This is a genomic window from Bacillus sp. HMF5848 (genome assembly GCF_003944835.1).
In the GTDB taxonomy this organism is placed as follows: Bacteria; Bacillota; Bacilli; order Bacillales; family HMF5848; genus HMF5848.
On the sequence record NZ_RWIV01000001.1, the window covers coordinates 1,492,007 to 1,512,772 of the forward strand.

Annotated in this window: 19 protein-coding genes and 1 pseudogene; 10 read left to right on the plus strand and 10 right to left on the minus strand. The window is 36.2% G+C overall.

Annotated features, from left to right (window positions below):
• The first annotated feature begins 131 nt into the window (after positions 1 to 131).
• Positions 132 to 320, plus strand: a complete 189-nt coding sequence (locus EJF36_RS07050; protein WP_125905636.1) for a hypothetical protein — start codon at positions 132 to 134, stop codon at positions 318 to 320.
• Positions 321 to 399: 79 nt separating this feature from the next.
• On the opposite strand, the gene EJF36_RS07055 is transcribed toward EJF36_RS07050, so the two are convergent.
• From EJF36_RS07055 to EJF36_RS07070, 4 genes are all read right to left on the minus strand, one after another.
• The gene (locus EJF36_RS07055) at positions 400 to 825 is read right to left on the minus strand and encodes an acyl-CoA thioesterase (RefSeq protein ID WP_125905637.1); all 426 of its coding nucleotides are present in this window, start codon (positions 823 to 825) and stop codon (positions 400 to 402) included.
• Positions 826 to 896: 71 nt separating this feature from the next.
• Entirely contained in the window at positions 897 to 1,832 is a 936-nt protein-coding gene (locus tag EJF36_RS07060) for an acetamidase/formamidase family protein (protein WP_125905638.1), read from the minus strand.
• Between the two features lie 367 nt (positions 1,833 to 2,199).
• Positions 2,200 to 2,490 carry a DUF1292 domain-containing protein gene (locus EJF36_RS07065; RefSeq protein WP_125905639.1) on the minus strand — a complete coding sequence of 97 codons (291 nt, stop codon included), beginning with the start codon at positions 2,488 to 2,490 and terminating at the stop codon, positions 2,200 to 2,202.
• A gap of 95 nt (positions 2,491 to 2,585) precedes the next feature.
• On the minus strand, positions 2,586 to 3,065 hold the full coding sequence (locus tag EJF36_RS07070) for a flavodoxin domain-containing protein (RefSeq protein WP_125905640.1): 480 nt from the start codon (positions 3,063 to 3,065) through the stop codon (positions 2,586 to 2,588).
• Between the two features lie 363 nt (positions 3,066 to 3,428).
• Between EJF36_RS07070 and EJF36_RS07075 the strand changes: the two genes are divergently transcribed.
• The 5 genes from EJF36_RS07075 (at position 3,429) to EJF36_RS07095 (ending at position 10,083) form a co-directional block, all read left to right on the plus strand.
• Positions 3,429 to 4,439, plus strand: coding sequence for a LacI family DNA-binding transcriptional regulator (locus tag EJF36_RS07075; protein ID WP_125908298.1), 1,011 nt, complete (start codon positions 3,429 to 3,431; stop codon positions 4,437 to 4,439).
• Positions 4,440 to 4,671: 232 nt separating this feature from the next.
• Complete coding sequence (locus EJF36_RS07080) at positions 4,672 to 6,012, plus strand: ABC transporter substrate-binding protein (protein ID WP_125905641.1); 1,341 nt, start codon at positions 4,672 to 4,674, stop codon at positions 6,010 to 6,012.
• Positions 6,013 to 6,105: 93 nt separating this feature from the next.
• Positions 6,106 to 7,425 carry a carbohydrate ABC transporter permease gene (locus tag EJF36_RS07085; RefSeq protein ID WP_125905642.1) on the plus strand — a complete coding sequence of 440 codons (1,320 nt, stop codon included), beginning with the start codon at positions 6,106 to 6,108 and terminating at the stop codon, positions 7,423 to 7,425.
• 12 nt (positions 7,426 to 7,437) lie between these two features.
• Entirely contained in the window at positions 7,438 to 8,265 is an 828-nt protein-coding gene (locus tag EJF36_RS07090; protein WP_125905643.1) for a carbohydrate ABC transporter permease, read from the plus strand.
• Between the two features lie 123 nt (positions 8,266 to 8,388).
• Positions 8,389 to 10,083, plus strand: coding sequence for a glycoside hydrolase family 13 protein (locus tag EJF36_RS07095; protein WP_125905644.1), 1,695 nt, complete (start codon positions 8,389 to 8,391; stop codon positions 10,081 to 10,083).
• A 134-nt stretch (positions 10,084 to 10,217) separates the two neighbouring features.
• Here the strand turns inward: EJF36_RS07095 and EJF36_RS07100 are convergent, their stop codons facing one another.
• Both EJF36_RS07100 and EJF36_RS07105 read right to left on the minus strand, forming a co-directional pair.
• The gene (locus tag EJF36_RS07100) at positions 10,218 to 10,961 is read right to left on the minus strand and encodes an SDR family oxidoreductase (RefSeq protein ID WP_125905645.1); all 744 of its coding nucleotides are present in this window, start codon (positions 10,959 to 10,961) and stop codon (positions 10,218 to 10,220) included.
• A 164-nt stretch (positions 10,962 to 11,125) separates the two neighbouring features.
• Positions 11,126 to 11,362 (minus strand): annotated as a pseudogene (locus EJF36_RS07105) (manganese catalase family protein); the annotation flags it as partial.
• A gap of 150 nt (positions 11,363 to 11,512) precedes the next feature.
• Here EJF36_RS07105 and EJF36_RS07110 point away from each other — a divergent pair.
• Positions 11,513 to 12,277: an SDR family NAD(P)-dependent oxidoreductase gene (locus EJF36_RS07110; protein ID WP_125905646.1), complete on the plus strand. Its 765-nt coding sequence runs from the start codon at positions 11,513 to 11,515 to the stop codon at positions 12,275 to 12,277.
• 19 nt (positions 12,278 to 12,296) lie between these two features.
• Positions 12,297 to 12,596 carry an ArsR/SmtB family transcription factor gene (locus tag EJF36_RS07115; RefSeq protein WP_125905647.1) on the plus strand — a complete coding sequence of 100 codons (300 nt, stop codon included), beginning with the start codon at positions 12,297 to 12,299 and terminating at the stop codon, positions 12,594 to 12,596.
• A 66-nt stretch (positions 12,597 to 12,662) separates the two neighbouring features.
• Here EJF36_RS07115 and EJF36_RS07120 read toward each other — a convergent pair whose 3' ends face one another.
• Together EJF36_RS07120 and EJF36_RS07125 are read right to left on the minus strand one after the other, a co-directional pair.
• Complete coding sequence (locus EJF36_RS07120) at positions 12,663 to 14,234, minus strand: ATP-binding protein (RefSeq protein WP_125905648.1); 1,572 nt, start codon at positions 14,232 to 14,234, stop codon at positions 12,663 to 12,665.
• A 329-nt stretch (positions 14,235 to 14,563) separates the two neighbouring features.
• On the minus strand, positions 14,564 to 15,706 hold the full coding sequence (locus EJF36_RS07125; RefSeq protein WP_125905649.1) for a GNAT family N-acetyltransferase: 1,143 nt from the start codon (positions 15,704 to 15,706) through the stop codon (positions 14,564 to 14,566).
• Between the two features lie 151 nt (positions 15,707 to 15,857).
• On the opposite strand from EJF36_RS07125, the gene EJF36_RS07130 reads away from it, so the two are divergent.
• On the plus strand, positions 15,858 to 17,123 hold the full coding sequence (locus tag EJF36_RS07130; protein ID WP_125905650.1) for an MFS transporter: 1,266 nt from the start codon (positions 15,858 to 15,860) through the stop codon (positions 17,121 to 17,123).
• Positions 17,124 to 17,261: 138 nt separating this feature from the next.
• On the opposite strand, the gene EJF36_RS07135 is transcribed toward EJF36_RS07130, so the two are convergent.
• Entirely contained in the window at positions 17,262 to 18,137 is an 876-nt protein-coding gene (locus tag EJF36_RS07135; protein WP_125905651.1) for an NAD-dependent epimerase/dehydratase family protein, read from the minus strand.
• A gap of 152 nt (positions 18,138 to 18,289) precedes the next feature.
• On the opposite strand from EJF36_RS07135, the gene EJF36_RS07140 reads away from it, so the two are divergent.
• Entirely contained in the window at positions 18,290 to 19,774 is a 1,485-nt protein-coding gene (locus EJF36_RS07140) for a BCCT family transporter (RefSeq protein WP_185806851.1), read from the plus strand.
• A gap of 146 nt (positions 19,775 to 19,920) precedes the next feature.
• On the opposite strand, the gene EJF36_RS07145 is transcribed toward EJF36_RS07140, so the two are convergent.
• The gene (locus EJF36_RS07145) at positions 19,921 to 20,760 is read right to left on the minus strand and encodes an aldo/keto reductase (protein ID WP_125905653.1); all 840 of its coding nucleotides are present in this window, start codon (positions 20,758 to 20,760) and stop codon (positions 19,921 to 19,923) included.
• Positions 20,761 to 20,766 lie beyond the last annotated feature (6 nt).

Consider the following 20,766-nt stretch of genomic DNA (forward strand, 5'->3'; position numbering starts at 1 on the left):
TATTACTTGATTTAATAAGACCAAATCAAACATGTATGTCAAAGTATGAATGCGTATCAACGGCTACTTAGTATTAAAGGTGGTAATTTGATAATTTAGACATTATGCTTATAGGGCTATCAGCCATAGCTTTGGCGTCGGTACATGATTTGCTTATGTACTTAGGAGAAGGTGAGCTTGGTTTTCGTGAAATGATAGGTATAACAGCGGTAGCATCTATGGTGATCGCTGCATTAGTCGGGATTATATTATCGAAGAAAAAAACTCCAAATCTTTACGTACCGTCCACATTGCGATTCTCATCTTTACTACTATTTTGAGTGTTTCACATTTATTGGCATCTTAGTATGTAATCATGATTAAAAGCGCAAGAAGCTCTTGCGCTTTTTTGAATAGTATTTAATATCCTTCAAATATAGCTATTTTTTCTTTGATCGTGTCTGGTAGCGGAGCTGAAGATCCATTTTTTTCATCGTAGTTCACGTAAACTATCTCGGCGTCAATTAACTCTTCTTGATTGCGTGTTATTTTATAGGTCATTGTAAAGCTTGAATTTCCAATATGTGTTGTACGAGCGTGTATTTGTAACAGATCATCTAATTTCGCAGAGCTTTTGTAGTGAATAGTACTTTTAACAAGTACGGGATTAAATGGTACTTTATGCAGTCCTTGGACCCAATCACAGCCTAATAAATTCCGAAAATACTCTGTCATTGCTACATCAATATAAGTTAAGTAATGAGCATTAAAGACGATTTTTTGCCCATCTATTTCTGAGTAGCGTACTCGTAATTCGTATGAAAATTTAAAACCAGGATAACTCACACTATCTCATCCCTTCATCAATTAACTGACCATAGTTCATGAAAGCGCCTGCGTAAGTTCTGAAAGAACCGTTAGCGAATTGCTCCATGAGGAAGGATTGCATGTACGCCTTTACTTCCATTTACTACTTGAGTTATTCGTAAATCTACAGTGACACTTGCTAACGCTAGCGCCTCAGGCTTTGAAACAGAATGAATGTCCATTATTAATAGTGCTATTTCGTCAAGTGCGATAGCACAAGCTTCATTTAAATCTTCGTGGAAACCGAAAGTAATCCAACCAGCAGATGTATTTGCTCGTGGCATTTGAAGATTCATATTTTCATGAACAATCAACGTGAAATCAACTAAATCCATAGGGCATTCAATGGCGGTCCCTGAAACCTCCCCATCTCCTTGTGCTGCATGTCCATCTCCGATAGAAAATAGAGCTGAATCCACCGCGATAGGTAAAAATAGACTGCTTCCTCTACCTAATTCCTTACAATCTATGTTTCCGCCGCAATATCTAGGCGGTGATGTGATATGAACACCATCTTCAGCAGGTGCAACCCCCATTAAACCAATAAAAGGATTTAAACCGACATGAAATTGCTTCGTTCCGATTTGACAGGAGCCTGTCATCGTTGTCGTATTTAATTTCCAGTCAAGCCGAATGCGTTCTGAACTTGTTAGCTGGAGCTTTGTGTTTTGCCAGTTTTCTATTCCTCCAGCCCAATTTCGACCGTACCAGCCAGGAACAACGTTGTTTAGCCGTACCTCTAAAACCATTCCTCGCTTTGCACCTTCAATAGCGATAGGTCCAATCATAGGATGCCCCGGTTTATCCTCATGTTCTCGAGATTGATAAATGATTCTTTCTTGCCCCTTTTTCTTAGAGTAGCCCCATTCAATATCCGGTGTCTGTACAAGAATACTATCACCTGACTTTACTGTTAAGATCGGGTTATAATTATTAGAAAATGTACCGTGTAGAATATCCGTATGTAATTCCAATCTGTGTATCATATTACCCACTCCTACTTGTCTCATATTATATAAGTATAAGGTGAATTATTAACATAGACAATTTAAGAATGCGAAATTTTCTATATTTTATCAAGTGAGGTTAAGAGAATGAGGGACTTTCATTGTTGTGCAACATGCAAGCATTTTAAAACTGAAAAAAACACAACGGGTTTAAGGTACAAGTGTACACGTCTAGGTTACGAAACAAAGCCGTCATATCGATTTTCATGCTGGAATCCTAAGGATATAGTAAGAGGATTAATGGAAAAAGAAACTAAGGATTAGAAAAGAACACTGTCTCATCAGTAATTTATGACGAATTCAAGTTATCAAAATAGAAAAGCTCTCAATGATGAGAGCTTATCGGTTATCCGGAATATGTTTCGTTGTCTAACTCTTCTTGATAAGAGATAAACCTTGATTCAATTTCATTCCATTCATCTTCTGATTCGAGTTCATCATAAATAATTGTACCTTCAGAATCCTCAGTATAACGAAATGCTGTAATCATGATATCCTCTGAAGCATTTTCTAAGTCTTCAAGCAGTGCTACTACGATATATTTATTATTATTCATCTCGGTAGTAAATACAACTTCAAAGGTTTCTTCATTGCCTTCTTCACCAATTAAAAGCTCATCACCAATTTCAACAGACATTTATTTCTCCCCTGTCATTGTGTAGTCATTACTATTCTTCTCATGATTTGGTAGATTATTCTTCGAAATGACTTGAGAGACGACAATACGTCTAATTATTTTTTTATAGCGTCAGCGAAACGTTCAATGTTTGCATCATAAATCTTACCAGTGCTAGATTTAATACCTGCAACTGTACGGATAATTAATTTTTCAAGGAAGTTTAATTGTTTGAAGTCATATTGATACCCAAAAATTTCTTTCGATACCGCATGCTCATAGAGTTCTTTAGGGAAGGAGTCCACTAACTCTTGCTGTAGAATATTTTCGTCTTTATGGCCTGCACAAATAAATAATCCAACCTTTTTGTTTAAAAGCTGTGGAAGGTAATTATTAGCTAAGTCAGTAACCTCTTGTTGAATCTTTCCGAAGTAAATGGAACCACCGATTATTACGTTTTCAAAATCATCTAGAGAGGGAATCGGGTCAATTAGTATGTTTACAAGGTATACATTATCCCCAATTTTATCACGTAATAGTTGAGCACTGTGCTTAGTTGTACCATGTTTTGTAGCATATAAAATAATAGTATTCATAACTTTGCCTCCTGTCTGCGCTTGCAGATAGATTATTTGTAGAAATGTATTACTAAACCGACCTTACTCATCAATCGTATAGTATCATTTTTAACGAATGAAAATGAATATTTTGGGATTTTTTCACAAAATCTACAGAATTATAACTTTGTACGATATTTGCTACCTATTTCTTCATGTCTAATAAATAATGTTAATTTTGCAAACTATGTGTCTAAAACTAAACAAAACTAGAATTTTTAAAAAAATATTAAATTATGTATTGAAAACCCTTACATATGTCGCTATAATGAAAATGTGAAAACGATATCATATCGAAATTCATTAGGGGGTGTTAGGACTTTAGATGAGGAGGAATACATGATGCCTACTATAGCAGATGTTGCAAAGCTTGCGGGACTTTCACGCACAACGGTATCACGTGTCATTAACAATCATCCATATGTCACAGAGGAAAAGAGAAAGTTAGTTCAGATGGCAATGAAGGAGTTAGGATATGTCCCTAATTCTTCTGCAAGAAGTCTAAGGAGTCAACGAACGAAGACAATTGCTGTTCTTATTCCGAGGATTATGAATCCTTTCTTCAGTTCTCTAATAGAAGCGATGGAAATGGAAGCTACCGATAGAGGTTACCAGCTCATTGTTTGTCAAACACATTATAGTCCACAACGAGAGTTAAACTATATGAAACTCTTACAGACGAAGCAAGTTGATGGTGTTATATTAGCTTCCATTCAAAATGAATGGGATATGTTAAAACCATTTCTTGAATATGGACCTGTTGTAATGTGTAATGAGTTCGAAGAAAACGTAAATGTACCGGTAGTAAAGTTAAACCAGCTTCAGGGTGGTTACATACTTACTAAATACCTATTACAGCAAGGTCATAGAAAAATAGCTTATTGTTGTGGTGGATATCGAAGTAACGTGGCCCGTTATCGTGAGAAAGGGTTTCGCAAAGCATTAAGTGAATACGGAATTAGCTTTGATGAAACACTCGCTTTTCGTAACGCTTATAACATTGAAGATGGTAGGACAGTATTTCGCGAAATTGCTTCAATGTCATCTAAACCGTCAGCCGTGTTTTCTGGTGGTGACGAAGTAGCTGCAGGTATTATTTCGGAAGCAAAGCGTCAAGGATGGCGTATTCCAGAGGATTTAGCTGTTGCAGGCTTTGATAACCAAGAGATTTCAAAAATTATAGAACCTACTATTACAACCGTGCATCAACCAGTAGAGTTAATTGGGACAACAGCAGTTAATATGTTAATAAAGCAAATTCATTCTCCCGTGCATACTGTTGATAACAGAGAGTTTCCGTTAGAGTTGATCGAAAGAGAATCAACGAGAGGAAATGCCGTAATTAGAGTGTAATTTACTTACTTATGAATTTTATGAAATCGAATTCATAAAAAACCATAACTTTCCAAAGGTAATGTCTTTGTAAAAGTAAAAATGTGAAATCGAATCCAGAAAATCTAGAATATCAAAAAAAAAGAGAGAACCCTATGAACTATATGAAATCGAATTCAGAAGTATGAACTACTTCCAGAGTCGAGACAATAAATATCGATTCTGACAACCAACATTAGGAGGCAGAAAGATTATGAAAAAATTTAGCCAGTTGTTTGCTGTTCTATTTGCACTAATGCTAGTTTTAGCTGCTTGTGGTGGTAACAATGATACTACAGATGAAGGCGCTACAACAGATAATGAAACAACTCAAGAAACAACTGATAACACAGATACAGCGACTACAGACGAAGGTACTGATGAAAAAGTTAAAATCGTTTACGCTCGTGGTCAAGATTCAACAAAAGCTACTGATGAAATCATTAAAGCTTTTGAAGCGAAATTCCCTAACATTGACGTAGAACTACGTGAAATGCCATCTGACACTGGCCAATCTCATGATGCTTACGTAACAATGTTTAATGCTGGTTCAAGTGAAATCGACGTATTTGATCTTGACGTTATCTGGCCAGCTGAATTTGCACAAGCAGGTTATGCTTTAGAACTGGATCGTTTCATTGAGAGAGACGGTCTAGATTTAAACAAATACAACCAAGGTGCATTATCAGCTGCTACATTCAATGGTAAGCAATGGGCTTTACCTAAATTTATCGACACTGGTTTACTATTCTACCGTAAAGATATCGTAACGGAAGTACCAAAAACTTGGGATGAGCTAATTGCTGCAGCTAAAGAAAATAAAGGTGCAGAAGGAACTCAATTTGGTTACTTAATGCAAGCTAAGCAATACGAAGGTCTTGTTTGTAACGCAGTTGAATTTATCGCTGCTTATGGTGGGGAAATTATTGATGCTAACGGAGATGTAGCAATCAATAGCCCAGAAACAATTAAAGGTCTTGAAACATTAGTTGAAATTGCAACATCTGATTTCGTACCAAGTAACGTAACAACATTTGCAGAGCCTGAGTCGCATACTTCATTCATTGAAGGTCAATCAGTATTCATCCGTAACTGGCCATACCAATGGAATCTAGCTAATGACGAAGAGCAATCTAATATTGTTGGTAAAATCGGTGTAGCTCCACTTCCTGCTGGTGACGCTGGTTCAGGTGCTGCTCTTGGTGGATGGATGTCAGGTATTAACAAGTTCTCTGAAAACAAAGAAGCTGCTTGGGAATTCTTAAAGTTCATGACTGGTACAGAAGGTCAAAAGATCTCTGCTATTCATGGTGGTTTAGCTCCAACTTTACCAGAATTATTTAACGATGAAGAAGTTTTAGCTGCAAACCCATTCTTCGCTGAAGAAGGATTTGTAAACGGTTTAAATGCTGCTGTTTCTCGTCCATTAGCTCCAAACTACCCAGAAGTTTCTGAAATACTACAAATCAACATCTCTAAAGCAATTGCTGGAGAAGTTTCTGTAGCTGACGCTGTTGCAACTATGGAGCAAGAAATTAAATCAGTTCTTCAATAATGATATGTAAGTGTTAAATTGTTAGCCTTCAGATCCTAGCTTACCGTTAGCTGAAGGCTAATATCCTTTTCACGTAAAGGAGGAGTTGAAACAATGGCAAAAAAATCATCAAGTTCGCTTAACCGTGCCAAGCGCCGTGAGCGAATTTTAGGATACTCACTCATTGCGCCATCGATACTACTAATTTTGGCTGTTGCAATCTGGCCTGTATTGCAGTCCTTCTACTTCAGCTTGTTTGATTACAGACTTAATGATCCAACAAAATCAGCTGTACATACAGATTACAGTCTTGATTTAGAGAAGTACTTAAATTCGTTTCCTTTTTTAATTTCAGCTATCGATAATGAAATTAATGCGGGAACAGGGGATGCTAACACTCTATCGGAGGTAAAAGCTGAACTAGAGGCGTTAGACTCTGAAATCCGCTCAGACGAAGAGGCTGCTGCAAAATATGAAAAGGTTAATGAAATTTTATTTAACTTTGATGTGCCTTCTGATGAGCTTCGTCTCGTTGATATAGAAGGAGATGTGGCTGACCAATTTCAAACTACATTAAATGAGGCTAAAGCTTCACTAGTAGGAATAAAAGATAATTTAAACCAAGGAGAAAAAGTCACTGGATTAGCTAATGGTCTGTCAGAAGCGATTATTTCACCTAACTTTATTGGATTTACTCATTATATTAACAACTTAACTGATTTACGTATGTGGAAAGCATTAGGAAACACTATGGTGTTTACCATTTCATCAGTAGCTGTTGAACTTGTATTAGGATTAGCGATTGCTATATTAATTAATAAGTCATTCAAAGGTCGTGGCCTTGTCCGTGCTGCTATCCTAATTCCTTGGGCAATTCCAACAGCTGTATCAGCAAAAATGTGGAAGTTTCTATACGATGGCCAAAATGGGATCATTGCAAAATACTTTGCAGACCTTGGTTTAATTGATCGGATGGCTGACTTACTTACAACTCCAACAGGTGCTATGTTTTCTGTTATTTTTTCCGATGTTTGGAAAACAACACCATATATGGCTCTACTATTATTAGCTGGATTACAAACAATTCCTGGCTCTTTATACGAAGCAGCCTCTATAGATGGAGCTGGTAAGTGGAAGCAATTCATGAATGTTACGTTACCATTACTAAAATCAAGCTTACTTGTTGCGTTATTGTTCCGTACTTTGGACGCATTCCGAGTGTTTGACTTAATTTATGTATTAACTGGTGGTGGCCCAGCGAACAGTACAGAAACAATCTCTATTCTGGCGTATAAAGTCATGTTTGCCCAAACAAACTTTGGAGAAGGTTCTGCTTTAGCTGTAATTGTATTTATATGTGTCGCTATCATTTCAGTGTTCTACATTAAATTCCTAGGCGCGGACTTAGTATCTGACAACAACTCTAAACGATAAGGAGGGCTGGTCATGCAGAAGAAAGCAGGTCCTTTGTTTTATGTATTTTTATTCGTGTTTATATTTCTAGTCATGTTCCCATTCCTTTGGATTTTATTAGCATCAATTAAGCCACTTTCAGAGCTTTTTGGTGGTGAGGCATTTAGTTGGTTCACATCAAACCCAACATTACAGAGCTATGTGTCTGTATTTGCTAATTATCCATTCTTAACATATTTGTGGAACAGTACAGTTATCGCAACAATTACAACAATCTACACTGTATTTGTCGCTGCCTTTGCAGCTTATGCGATTGCGCGATTAGATTTCAAAGGGAAAGCATTGATTTTAGGTCTAGTATTATCAGTATCAATGTTTCCACAAATTGCAACTATTTCGCCAATTTACATCTTGATTAAAAACTTAGGATTAACCAATACGTATTTAGGGTTGATTATCCCGTATACAACATTTGCATTACCATTATCAATCTGGTTACTTGTTACGTTCTTTAGAAAAATCCCGTTTGATTTAGAAGAAGCAGCAAAGATTGACGGTGCTTCGATCATGCAAACGTATTTTAAAGTAATTTTACCGTTAGCTGTCCCAGGTATTTTCACAACTTCAATTCTTGTTTTCATCGCTGCCTGGAATGAATTCTTATTTGCTTTAACAATTAACACGGCCGAGATGGCCAAAACTGTGCCAGTAGGTATAGGGTTATTTGAAGGGCAATACACTATTCCATGGGGAGAGATTACAGCTGCAACAGTTGTGGTAACAGTACCGTTAGTTATCATGGTTCTACTATTCCAACGTAGAATAGTATCTGGTTTAACATCTGGTTCAGTTAAAGAGTAACAAGTTGTTGCTCTTTTTCTCCCAATAATATGGTATCGATTTCATGGGGGGTGTTTGTCATCCTTGAAATCGATACCATACTTAACATTACATATGTTTATTTAAATTAGGAGGTATAACAGTATGGCACAAAAATGGTGGAAAGAATCTGTTGTTTATCAAATATATCCACGTAGTTTTAATGATAGTAATGGTGATGGTATTGGGGATATCCAAGGTATTATTGAGAAATTAGATTACTTAAAGGATTTAGGCGCAGAAATAATATGGTTATCGCCTGTTTATAAATCTCCAAACGATGATAATGGCTATGATATAAGTGATTATCAAGATATTATGGAAGAGTTTGGAACATTAGATGATTGGGATCAGCTTATTAATGAAATGCATAATCGCGGTTTAAAGCTTGTAATGGATTTAGTAATTAACCATACATCTGATGAGCATAATTGGTTCGTAGAAGCGCGCAAATCAAAGGATAACCCATATCGTGATTACTATATGTGGCGTCCTGGAAAAGACGGAAAAGAACCGAACAACTGGGTGTCATTCTTCAGTGGATCAGCGTGGCAATATGATGAGGCATCCGATGAATACTTCTTACATTTATTCACGAAAAAACAGCCAGATTTAAATTGGGAAAACCCAAAGGTTCGACAAGAGCTTTGGGATATGATGAGATGGTGGCTAGACCGTGGTGTAGACGGTTTCCGCATGGATGTTATTAATATGATTTCAAAGGTTGAAGGTTTACCGGACGCACCGATTACAAATCCTAACTATGAATATCAATGGGGCGGTCAATATTTTGCCAATGGTCCCCGTTTTATGGAATATATGCAAGAAATGAATGAAAAGGTACTAAATGATTACGATGTTATGACCGTAGGAGAAACCCCGTTTGTTGACCCTGATTTAGGATCAGAGTACACGAATGATGAAACTGGTGTTATGAGCATGTTATTCCAATTTGAACACATGGATATTGACGCAAAACCAGGTGGTCATTTAGGTAAATGGGATGTACAGCCTTGGAAATTAACGGAATTAAAAAGAATTATGTCTAAGTGGCAAGTAGAATTACATGGTCGTGGATGGAACTCTTTATATTTAGAGAACCATGACCAACCACGTTCAGTATCTCGTTTTGGTAATGATAAAGAATATCACAATGAAAGTGCTAAGATGCTTGCAACTTGGCTTCATATGATGCAAGGGACTCCTTACATTTATCAAGGCCAAGAGCTAGGTATGACTAATGTGCAGTTTGGTTCTATCGAAGAGTATCGTGATGTAGAGACACATAACCTTTGGAAAGATCTTGTTGTAAATAAAGGGGCTGATCCAGAGAAAATAATGGGCGCTATTTATTACAGAGGTCGTGACAACGCACGTACACCAATGCAATGGAATGATAGTGAAAACGCGGGATTCACAACAGGTACACCTTGGATTCAAGTGAACCCTAATTATTCTGAGATTAATGCTGAAAAAGCAGTTAAAGACGAGAATTCAATTTACAACTACTATAAAGCGTTAATTAAACTTCGTAAGCAAGAGCCAGCTATTGTTCACGGGTCATATGAACTTTTATTAGAAGATGATGAACAAATCTATGCTTATACAAGAACGTACAATGGGGAAAAGCTGTTGGTTATTACGAATTTCTCAAGTGAAACGCCAACTTTTACTCTTCCATCACATATAACTTTTAGTACAAAAGAAGTACTTATTAGTAACTACGAAGTAGATGCTCAAGAAGATATTGCTAACATTGAGCTTAAACCGTATGAAGCACGAGTGTATAAGTTGAAATAATGGGTAAGAGGCTGATACTTTTGTCAGCCTCTTTTTAAACCTATATTGCTGTCTAGCTCTATACGTTAATACCATAAACGCCTTGTACTTTTCTTATAGTCAATTGCAATTTTTAACGTGTCGACTTATAAGATTTATCTTCTCAAAAATCCACCTTCTGAGTGAATAATTTGACCTGTTATCCATTGTGCTTCTTCGCTAGCTAAGAAGCTTATAATATTTGCTGCATCATTAGGAGTACCAATTCTGCCTTGCGGGAATTTTGGACGTAGTTGTGTCTCTATGTTTTCTGTCATCCATCCAGTATCAGTAGGTCCGGGGTTGACTGCATTAACTGTTATATGTAGATGTGCTACTTCAGCTGATAAAGAGCGTGTGAAAGCTGATATCGCACCCTTTGTTGCTGCATAAGCTAGTTCATTAGGCATAGGTCCAAGATCTTGGCCAGATGTTAAATTAATAATTCTTCCATATGAATTTTTGGCATGTGATAATCTTCTTGCAAACTCAACTGACAATAAAAATGTAGAACGCATATTTACAGCGTAATGCTTATCAAGCGCATCTGCATCCAATTGTAAAAATCCGTCATTAGTTGAATGTGCCGCGTTGTTAACAAGAATGGTAGGGAATCCAATCCTATCTGTCACAACATTTAGTATACTGGTGGCGGCATCATGTTCGGACAAGTCTATTTCCATATGAGCACAGTGTACGCCGTAAGTCTCTAATTCAGCTTGGAAATCTTCAATCCACTGCAAATCTGCTTGCCAATGTGTAAAGAAGATATTAATTCCGTCCTTTGCAAGTTTTGTGCATATAGCTGCACCAATACCACGACTATGGCTAACACCCGTAATAACAGCAGTTAAATTCATATCTTACACACCCTTATTAAAATTTGTTACTGTTATATTACATTATATTACGTGGGAGAAAGTGAAATTTCCTAAAAAATAAAGTAGATACTAGCAAAAGTTTTTTTATGGTTATCCGATACCAAGGGTGTGAAAAAACATGAAAGAGAGAAAAGTTATTATATTTCATAAAGCCGGACTGCTTGTAAACGACCTTGAGATTCGGCGTTAAGGTTTGCTCTAAAGTCAGCAAGTAGGTTTCCACTAGCCCCTATGTAGGAGGCCGTCCATTTGTTACCAACACTGTCGACTGGCATCGCTCCCAATCCACTAACAATAATGTGCTGAGGATTAATGCCGCCCATTACAGCAGCTAAAACAGGATCACTTTTGTATGCAGCTTCTTGGTCTTTGATAGGTGCATTGTTAATACTTTTATCGTTGTATATTTCGTTAGTTTGTCAGCTGTTTTTGCTAAATGATTGACATATGTGATATTAGGAATTATTATATGTTTAAACGTTTAAATGTTTAAACATATAATAATTTAATGCCAATATTGGAGGTATATTATGACTAAAACTGTACTGATTACAGGTGCAACAAGTGGATTGGGATATGAATTTGCAAAGCTATTTGCTAACGATGGGTATAATTTAGTGTTAGTAGCAAGGAATGAAGAGCGTCTAAAAGACATTAAAAACAAGTTTAATAATGTAAATATATTTACATTTTCGGAGGATTTAAGCCAGAGTAATGCGGCTCAACGAGTATATCAAGCTATAAATCAAGAGGGCATTCAAGTAGATATGCTTGTTAACAATGCAGGATTTGGATTGTTAGGCGAATTTGATACAATAAGCATTGAAAAGCAGCATGATATGGTTCAACTGAATGTAACTGCCTTAATGGAATTGACATACTACTTTTTAAAAGATATGAAGATGCGAAATCAAGGGAAGATTCTTAATGTGGCAAGTACAGCAGCTTTCCAACCAGGACCTAAAATGGCGGTTTATTATGCAACAAAAGCATTTGTACTCTCTTTTTCAGAAGCTTTAGTGGAAGAATTATATGGAAGTAACATAACAGTAACAACCTTATGCCCTGGTGCCACTAAAACCAATTTTGGAGCTGTTGCGAACGTAGAAAATACGAAGATGTTTAGTAGAGCTATGTCTTCAGAAGTTGTTGCACGTCAAGGCTATGCAGCATTTATAAAAGGCAAAAGAGTAGTTGTTACAGGTGGCTTAAATAAAATGGGTGTAATAGCTTCGAAGTTTTTACCAAGAAGTATAGCTGCAAAAGTAGCTAAGTATGTTGCAGAAGAAAACTAAACTGTAGGAGCGAGACGTTATGGGACAACAAGCTATTGAAGTATTTCGGTCATGTATACCTTTATTTAATTCATTAAGTGATAGTGCAAGACAGGATATTATATTATTATTAGCTGAGCATGAATCATTAAGTGTAAATGAGATTGCGGAAAGGTCTAGTCTGTCGAGACCAGCGATTTCTCATCATTTGAAAATACTACGTGATACAAAGCTTGTGAAAATAGAGCAAAAAGGGACTACTAGATTGTATTCTCTTTCACTCGATGAGTCACTAGATTTACTTAAAAAGCTGATTCACACAATTGAAGCAACATGTTAATATAAAAGGCTGTTGCTAAACAAATCGTTCTTAAACGTTTTTTGATTTAGTAACAGCCTTGAATTGCTAGTTAGCTGGTAAAGAAATACGAATCGTTGTACCTTTATTTAATTCACTAACTATTTCAAGCTCACCTTTATGATCTTGTATAATCTTTTCAGTAATCACTAAACCTAAGCCAGTTCCTTCTTCTTTTGTAGTGTAGAAAGGAGTCTTGATAATTTCTAAAATATCTTTTGGTATCCCACATCCTGTATCAGTAATCGTTACAATATAATATTTATTTGTAGTGTCGATTTCTAATTGTATGATAATATCGCCACCATCAGGCATGGCCTCCATACCATTTTTTATAAGATTAATAAAAACTTGCTTAAGTTGGTTGGGCTCGGCCGAGATTGTTAGTGGTTTCTCAGGTAAATCCATAATTAAACGAATGTTTCGTAAATGGCACTCAGATTCAAATAAAATGTGTACATTGTGCAGTATATTTTGTAGACTTACCTGTTTCTTTATATTTGCTTGTGGCTTAGCTAGAATTAGAAATTCGCTTATTATTTGGTTTATTCGTTTTAATTCCGTGTCTATAATACGTGTGTAAGTTCTATGCTTTGAATCTTCATTGTGAATCATTTGAATAAATCCAGAAATAACTGTTAATGGATTACGTATTTCATGGGCTATACCTGCCGCCATTTCTCCTGCGAGTTTCAGTTTTTCTGATTGACGTAGTATTTTTTCTGTTTGTTTTTTTTCTGATATATTACGTACAATTCCTGAGATGGCCACTATATCCTTATGTTTATTAAAAATAGGGGATAGGGTCACTTCAGCATCAAAATAAGTTCCATCTTTTTTAATTTCCTTTGTTTCGAAAGCAACAATGCTTTCCCCGCTTAATACTGTCTTTAAACGTTTTTGTACCTTTTCCAACTGGTCATCTGGAATAATAGGGTGAACTTTTCCAATGATATCATTAAGCCGGTATCCATATAATTTAGCGAATGCATCATTTGCATTCATGATTGTACCAATTGTATCTAGGATAACAATACCGTCTTCTGTATATTTAAATAAGGATTGAAGTTGCTCCTGTGTATTAAAAAGCTCCTTTTTTGTATCGGCTTCTTCTTGTTGTAGATTTTCCCATAATTGATTGACATATCTTGTATGAAAAATAAAGAACACTAACGTAAATAAAGCAAATAAAACATAATAAATGACATCAAATGCCTCAAAATAAGTCCCATACAAATGAAAATTTTTATTGTGGAAGTAAACTAACAGGACACAACATATTATACTTGAATATACTAATGGTCCAATTCTTTGATATATGGAAGAAACGATAATGCCAAAGATGATAAAAATATAGTTAATAAAGTTAATATGCATAATGTTAAGCACAAAAAAGAAAATATACACACCAGTGATAGAAGCGTACATATTAAATATGGCTGGCGTCTTGCTTATGTTTAGTAAAAATAATGCTATGGCAACTACTAACCCTACAGGAGGCCACAACGTTGTGATATCAGGATCAAGTATGTAAAATACGCCCGTATCAAAAATATAAAAAACAGATAATAATATAAGAAGTAATTTATTTCGCTGACGAATATGGAGTTCATTTTGCATAAGAAAAGTATACCTCTCTATATTTTATATTTTTATAATGACAGAAAACGCCAATGTTTTTCAAGAGGTATTTCTATAACGTTAAAGAAAGCATAAGTTTATACTGGGATTAGTGACTAACTCCAGGCGGTTGCAGCTGTATTACCTGGCGTTCATCGTTTCTTTCATAGACGTCAGATTCTCTCCTCATATTATTTGGAGGAGTATGTCATTTTACGAAAAATCATTAAAGCAACAGGGGAAATGTATAAATGTAATGTGGAAGCTGTTTATAAATTAACTATATACAAGTAGACGCCGCTAACAACATTAGCGGCGTTTTGTAATTTTTATGCGAAATCTTGTGTTCCCATATACAGTGGCAACGGGCACCAAGACTGTAGACAGTGTGTTATATGACAAGGTATTTCTATAATGGAATCTGGAGAAGTTGGTCCAAATAAAACTTTCATAGCCGTCGCACTGTCTAGGGATATGTTAGGCTTCTCATCAGTTTGATGACAGCTTGCAGTCTGGTTCTTAACTATTATTTTGATGGTGTTGTAATTATGTATATGTAAAACGATTTCTCCTTCTAATAGACGATGTTTGGAAAGTTTAGCAGTGAGTAAAGCTTGGAGAACTTTCTCCCATTGAAACAATTGCCAGTTAGCAGTATTTTCAATTTGAACATCCTCAGCAATTGTTGTCAGAAGCTTAGTTACTTGACTATTGAAAGGATTAATATGAATGGAAACTTCTTCTAATTGATACTGATTCATAAATGAGTATATGATATCTCCTTCATAGTCCTCTTTTACATTGAACTCATAAATGTGAGTCATATTTTTATCTGCTACTAAGTAGCCACACACCTCATTTTTGTCATAAAAAATATAGGGCTTGTGGTTCCAACTTCTACATATATCAAAAAAATTAGTCAAATCTCTTTGAACATGAAGATGACTTGAGTTATGGAGAGTAAGTAACGCTGCCGTTACTTCTTTATATTTTTCAACATATATAGTAGAAGAAAGAGGTGCTGATGGTTGATAATATCTCAAATTATGCTGATTAATTTTGTAAATGTACTCCGTTCCACATTTTTCAAACCCGAAATGTAAGTAACGATGTCGTAAGCCTCCTAATACAGCTAAATCGTATTCTTGTTTAACTTTATTAACACAGTATGAAAGTAAGGATCTCATAAGGCCTTGCTTTTGTGAATATGGATGCGTACTAACGGCACCAATTCTTGCAACGTGTAGTAGGGATTCTCCAATTTTCATAGTGCATGGATAGATGCCAACCAGTGACTTAATTTTACCTTCCTGTTTAACAGCGTAGTGACAATTCATATGGTTTTGTGTCTCTTTATAATACGTGGGAAGTAGATTAGGGAAATCATGAGGTTCATCTGTCATACTGAACACCATATTTAAAAAGTCTATTGTATCTCTATAGTCTTCTTTTCCTAACTGCACAATGTTCATATTAGTCTCCTTTCAAATAACTTTATTCTTTTAGTATATAGTTTTAGGTCTTTGTAAAAAAGAGGAAATAAGATGTTACTAAAGTCACTATACAAAATGATTTTTATAAATTAAGATAACGAAGTGATTGATTTGATTAGGAGGATGGGGTATGAAGGAGAACCAATCAAAGTTCTCAAGCTTTATGGCGAATCCATTCGTGAGAGCCATATTAGTTTCAGGATTATTTCTGCAAATAGGTATTTGGGTCCGTAATTTCTCCGTATTACTGTTTGTCATGGAACAAACAAATGAAGACCCTGTTGCAGTTTCGTTAATATCAGTAGCTGAATTTGCCCCGATTTTTATTTTTTCAATTATTGGAGGCACGTTTGCAGATCGTTGGCTTCCTAAGCGAACGATGATATGGTGTGATGTTTTAAGCGCGTTGTCGCTAATTGCCATTTTGCTGACACTTATGTTCGCAACGTGGAAAGCGGTATTCTTCGCCATGTTAATTTCAGCTATTCTTTCGCAATTCTCACAGCCATCCGGTATGAAGCTGTTTAAGCTCCATGTTCCAAAAGAACAGGTACAGATGGGTATGTCCATTTATCAAACGATGTTTGCTTTATTTATGATTTTAGGCCCTGTTATAGGTACTTTTGTATTTCAACAATATGGTATTTATGTATCTCTTGCGATTACTACAGTTATGTTTCTGCTATCAGCAGTCGCATTATTGTTCTTGCCAAAAGATAAGCTTGAGCCTAAGGAAGATGAGACTACTGTGTGGGAGGAGCTTCTACAAGGGATTCGTTATGTGAAACGTAGTAAGTTTTTAACTATTCTTGGAGGTAACTTCTTCGTTGCAGGTTTAGCTTTAGGGTTAATTCAGCCATTGGGAATCTTTATTGTAACGGAAAGACTTGGACTTGAAAAAGAGTTTTTACAGTGGTTCCTTGTCGTTAATGGGATTGCGATGATTATTGGAGGAGGCCTTGCTTTAGGGATGGCAAGAAAGTTGCCGCCAATAACAATGTTAGCAATGGGAATGGTAGTAGATGCTGTTATGATATCAATTATGGGATTCTCTAATGTATTATGGCTGACGTTAATTGCACAATTTTTTAATGGGCTTATGCTACCAGCCATTCAAATTAGTATAAATACGATGATCCTGCAGAACTCTGAAGAGAACTATGTTGGCCGTGTAAATGGCATTATGACACCGTTGTTTATGGGGGCCATGGTAATTATGATGAGCATGTCGGGATGGATGAAATCTCATCTTGGTTTAACATCGGTGTATCAGATGGCAGCTGTATTATTTATTATGGGAGCTATATTAATAGTACCGTTAATTATGAATGCGTCTAAGTATGTTTTAAATGAAGTGAAAGATCCGGCAACCGAGATAAAGCCGGACACAATCTAAATTATTTATGGAAAGCCAGAGGAGAGTTTAACTCTGGCTTTTCCCATATGCTAAATTATTACCGAGGAAATGTAGTAAATTAAATGTATACATATTATTAAGAGTAGCTTGATGTTGGCTAAAAGATTAAAAGTGGAATCATTTCGCCTGTTTTCTTATTAAATTAGGAAGCCAGTCGGTTAAATTTGAAAAGTTATAACCTAGTTTTTGTGCTTTTTTTGTGCTCATTGTCCAATTATTTTCAATACCATAAGGTGAGTGGATGTCACCTGAAAAATCTTCAGGTAAAATTGCTTTCTTATCCGTTACATGTTCAATCATAGAAATAAGCTCTTTAAGTCGTAAGCTACCGTTAGCACAAGCATTGATAGGGCCTGTGAAATCTTGAAAACCACACCACACAAGGAAATTGCCTGCTTCTTCTTGATGAATAAAGTTCATATCCGCTTCAATGTTTGGGAACCCAATTGGTTGTTCGTTCTTTATTTTATCAATATGTAGTTGTAAACGCTCAGTATAATCGTCAGGTCCTAATACTATTGGAATACGCATCGCAACGACAGGAAAACTTGCTTGTTGAAAAAAGACAGCTTCAGCTTGTTGTTTCCCTTGCTGATACGTTAATTCACTACCAGGTTTAATTGCCTTTAAATCATATGTATAAGGATCAAAAGCAGATTCAAGTAAATGATTTCCATAGCCATACACAGATAATGTTGAAGTGAACACATAGCGCTTTATTTTACCCTTTAAAGCGTCAACTGTAATAGCTGCCTGCTCTCCGTTGTAGCAAATCTGGTCAAAAACAACATCCCATTCTCGTCCTTTTACAACTTCTAAAATACTGTCCTTGTTAAACCGGTCTACTTTAATTGTTTCAATTTGTTCAGATGTAAATGGAAGCGTACTATTTTGTCTCGTCGCTACTGTAACTTTTACACCTTCCTTTACAAGCTTCTCTACTAAATCTTTTCCGAAAAAACGTGTACCCCCAAAAACTAATGCCGTTTTCATATTTTTTCTCTCCCTTCTTTACCAATTATATATTAAACGTCTTATTTCATGAGAAACATTTAGAGAATAGTCATAATTTAGAATGTGGTCGGTTTAACTCATGTTTTGGACAATCCCTTCATATTTATGAGAATGAAGGGAGGTTATGGCTAATGAGAAGAAATACAATTGATACACCCTTCTTTATGTTAGCGGTACTTTCAGTTGTACTTTTATGTTCAGTTATTTTTATGGACCCAGTAGCTTCAGAAACGTGGCTTCAAACCATTCATAGTAAATTGATCAATGGTGTTGGTGTGTTATATTTGTGGATTGGATTTATGTCTTTACTTTTTTTAGTTTACGTAGCATTTAGTCGATATGGTCAAATAAGATTTGGTCATAAAGATGAAAAACCAGCGTTTTCTAATTTTAGCTGGGTGGCGATGATTTTTTGTGCTGGTATTGGGTCTGGAGTCATGTATTGGGGTACGATAGAATGGGCGTTTTATTTTGTTAGTCCACCATTTCATTTACCGGTTGGCTCGAGCGAAGCGATTGAGTGGAGTACAGCATATGGGTTGTTTCATTGGGGGCCGACAGCTTGGGCTATTTATACATTGCCTGCTTTACCAATTGGATACTTATATCATGTGAAAGGCAAATCAATTTTAAAAATAAGTGAAGCGTGTGCGCCAATCTTAGGTAAGTATAGCAATGGGATATTAGGCAGAATAATAGATTTGTTATTTTTAGTAGGCTTGTTAGGTGCGTCGGGAACAACGCTAGGACTAAGTGTGCCAATGATTGCTGCAGGTGTTACGAAGTTAACAGGTATTCAGCATACATATAGTCTCGACCTTATCATTTTGGCAATCTGCACGGTTATTTTTTCAGTAAGTGTATATGTAGGGCTTGAAAAAGGAATTAAAAAATTGAGTGATTTAAATGTTTATATTGCTATGTTTGTTTTATGTTGTGTGTTTTTGTTAGGCCCGACCATTTTCATTTTAAAAGTTTCAACCAATAGCATCGGCTTGGTACTCGATTCCTTTTTACGTTTAAATACGTGGCTCGATCCAATTGCACAATCAGGCTTTCCAGAGAAATGGACATTATTTTATTGGGCATGGTGGATTGTATATGCTCCATTCGTTGGATTATTTATCGCCAAAATATCCAAAGGACGAACGGTGAAGCAAGTGATAGTTGGATCTATTCTTTCAGGGTCCTTTGGATGCTGGCTGTTTTTTTCAATACTAGGGAATTATGGATTATTCCTCGAATTGAGAGGTATTTTACCTGTGACTCAGCTTTTACAAAATAACGGAGCACCCGAAGCTTTTGTCACTATTTTGCATACTTTGCCCTATGGAAGTGTAGTAGTTATGCTGTTTTCCATACTAGCCATTATTTTTTTAGCAACAACGTTTGATACCTCATCCTACATGCTTGCGGCAGTTACACAACGTCACGTTCATGGTGATCCTATTAGGTGGAACAGGCTATTTTGGGCGTTTATGTTGGCACTTCCGCCAACAGCTCTCATGTTTATAGGAGGGTTAGACGCACTACAAGCGGTTACTATTATCGCAGCCCTTCCATCTATTCCCATTATGATTTTACTAGGATTGTCTTTTTTAAAGCTAGTTCGCTAAAGTATTTCATGTGTCTGACATATTAGTGGGGGAGAGAACACCGCTAAAGGTAAAAACCCATTAACATACTCTAAAGTAATGTGTAGACATAACAAGGCTATCTCAGCAAAGCGTTGGTTGCTTGTAGAGATAGCCTTGTTTCTTTATTAAACGCGATTAAATTCGTCAGGATTTGGCCCTATACGGCTTTCTTCGTTCAAACTGTTAATCTTGTCTATATCATCTTGTGATAACTCGAAATCAAAAATGTTTGCATTGTCGACAATGCGTTGCGGCTTCACAGACTTTGGTATTGTAACCACTTCATTCTGCAAATCCCAACGTAAGATGACTTGTGCAGTTGATTTTCCGTATTTATTAGCAATCTCAACTAATGTTGGGTTGTCAAGTATTTTACCTTGCATCAGTGGTGACCATGCTTCTAGTTGAACGTTGTTCGCTTTACAAAACTCATGTAATTCTTTCTGAGCTAGACGAGGGTGATACTCTACTTGATTCACCATTGGTACAATATCACATTGATCAATCAAATCCTGTAGGTGATGAATTTGGAAGTTACTCACACCAATAGCACGAATACGCCCATCTTTATAAAGCTTTTCAAGTGCTTTCCATGTTTCTACATATTTGTTTTGTTCAGGAACAGGCCAATGGATTAAGTATAAATCTAGATAATCTAAGCCGAGTTTTTGCATGCTTTCCTCAAATGCTTCAAGAGTAGAATCATAACCTTGTTTACTGTTCCAGACCTTTGTTGTAATGAACAACTCTTCACGCGGTACATCTGATTCAGCGATTGCTTTTCCAACACCTTCTTCATTACCGTAAATAGCTGCTGTGTCAATGCTTCGGTAGCCAGCTTCAATAGCTGTTTTTACTGACTCAACCACTTCTTCACCTTCTTTGACCTGGAATACACCAAGCCCAAACCATGGCATTTGCACCCCGTTGTGCAACGTTGTTGTGCTTTGTAGATTTTTTGTCATACACAA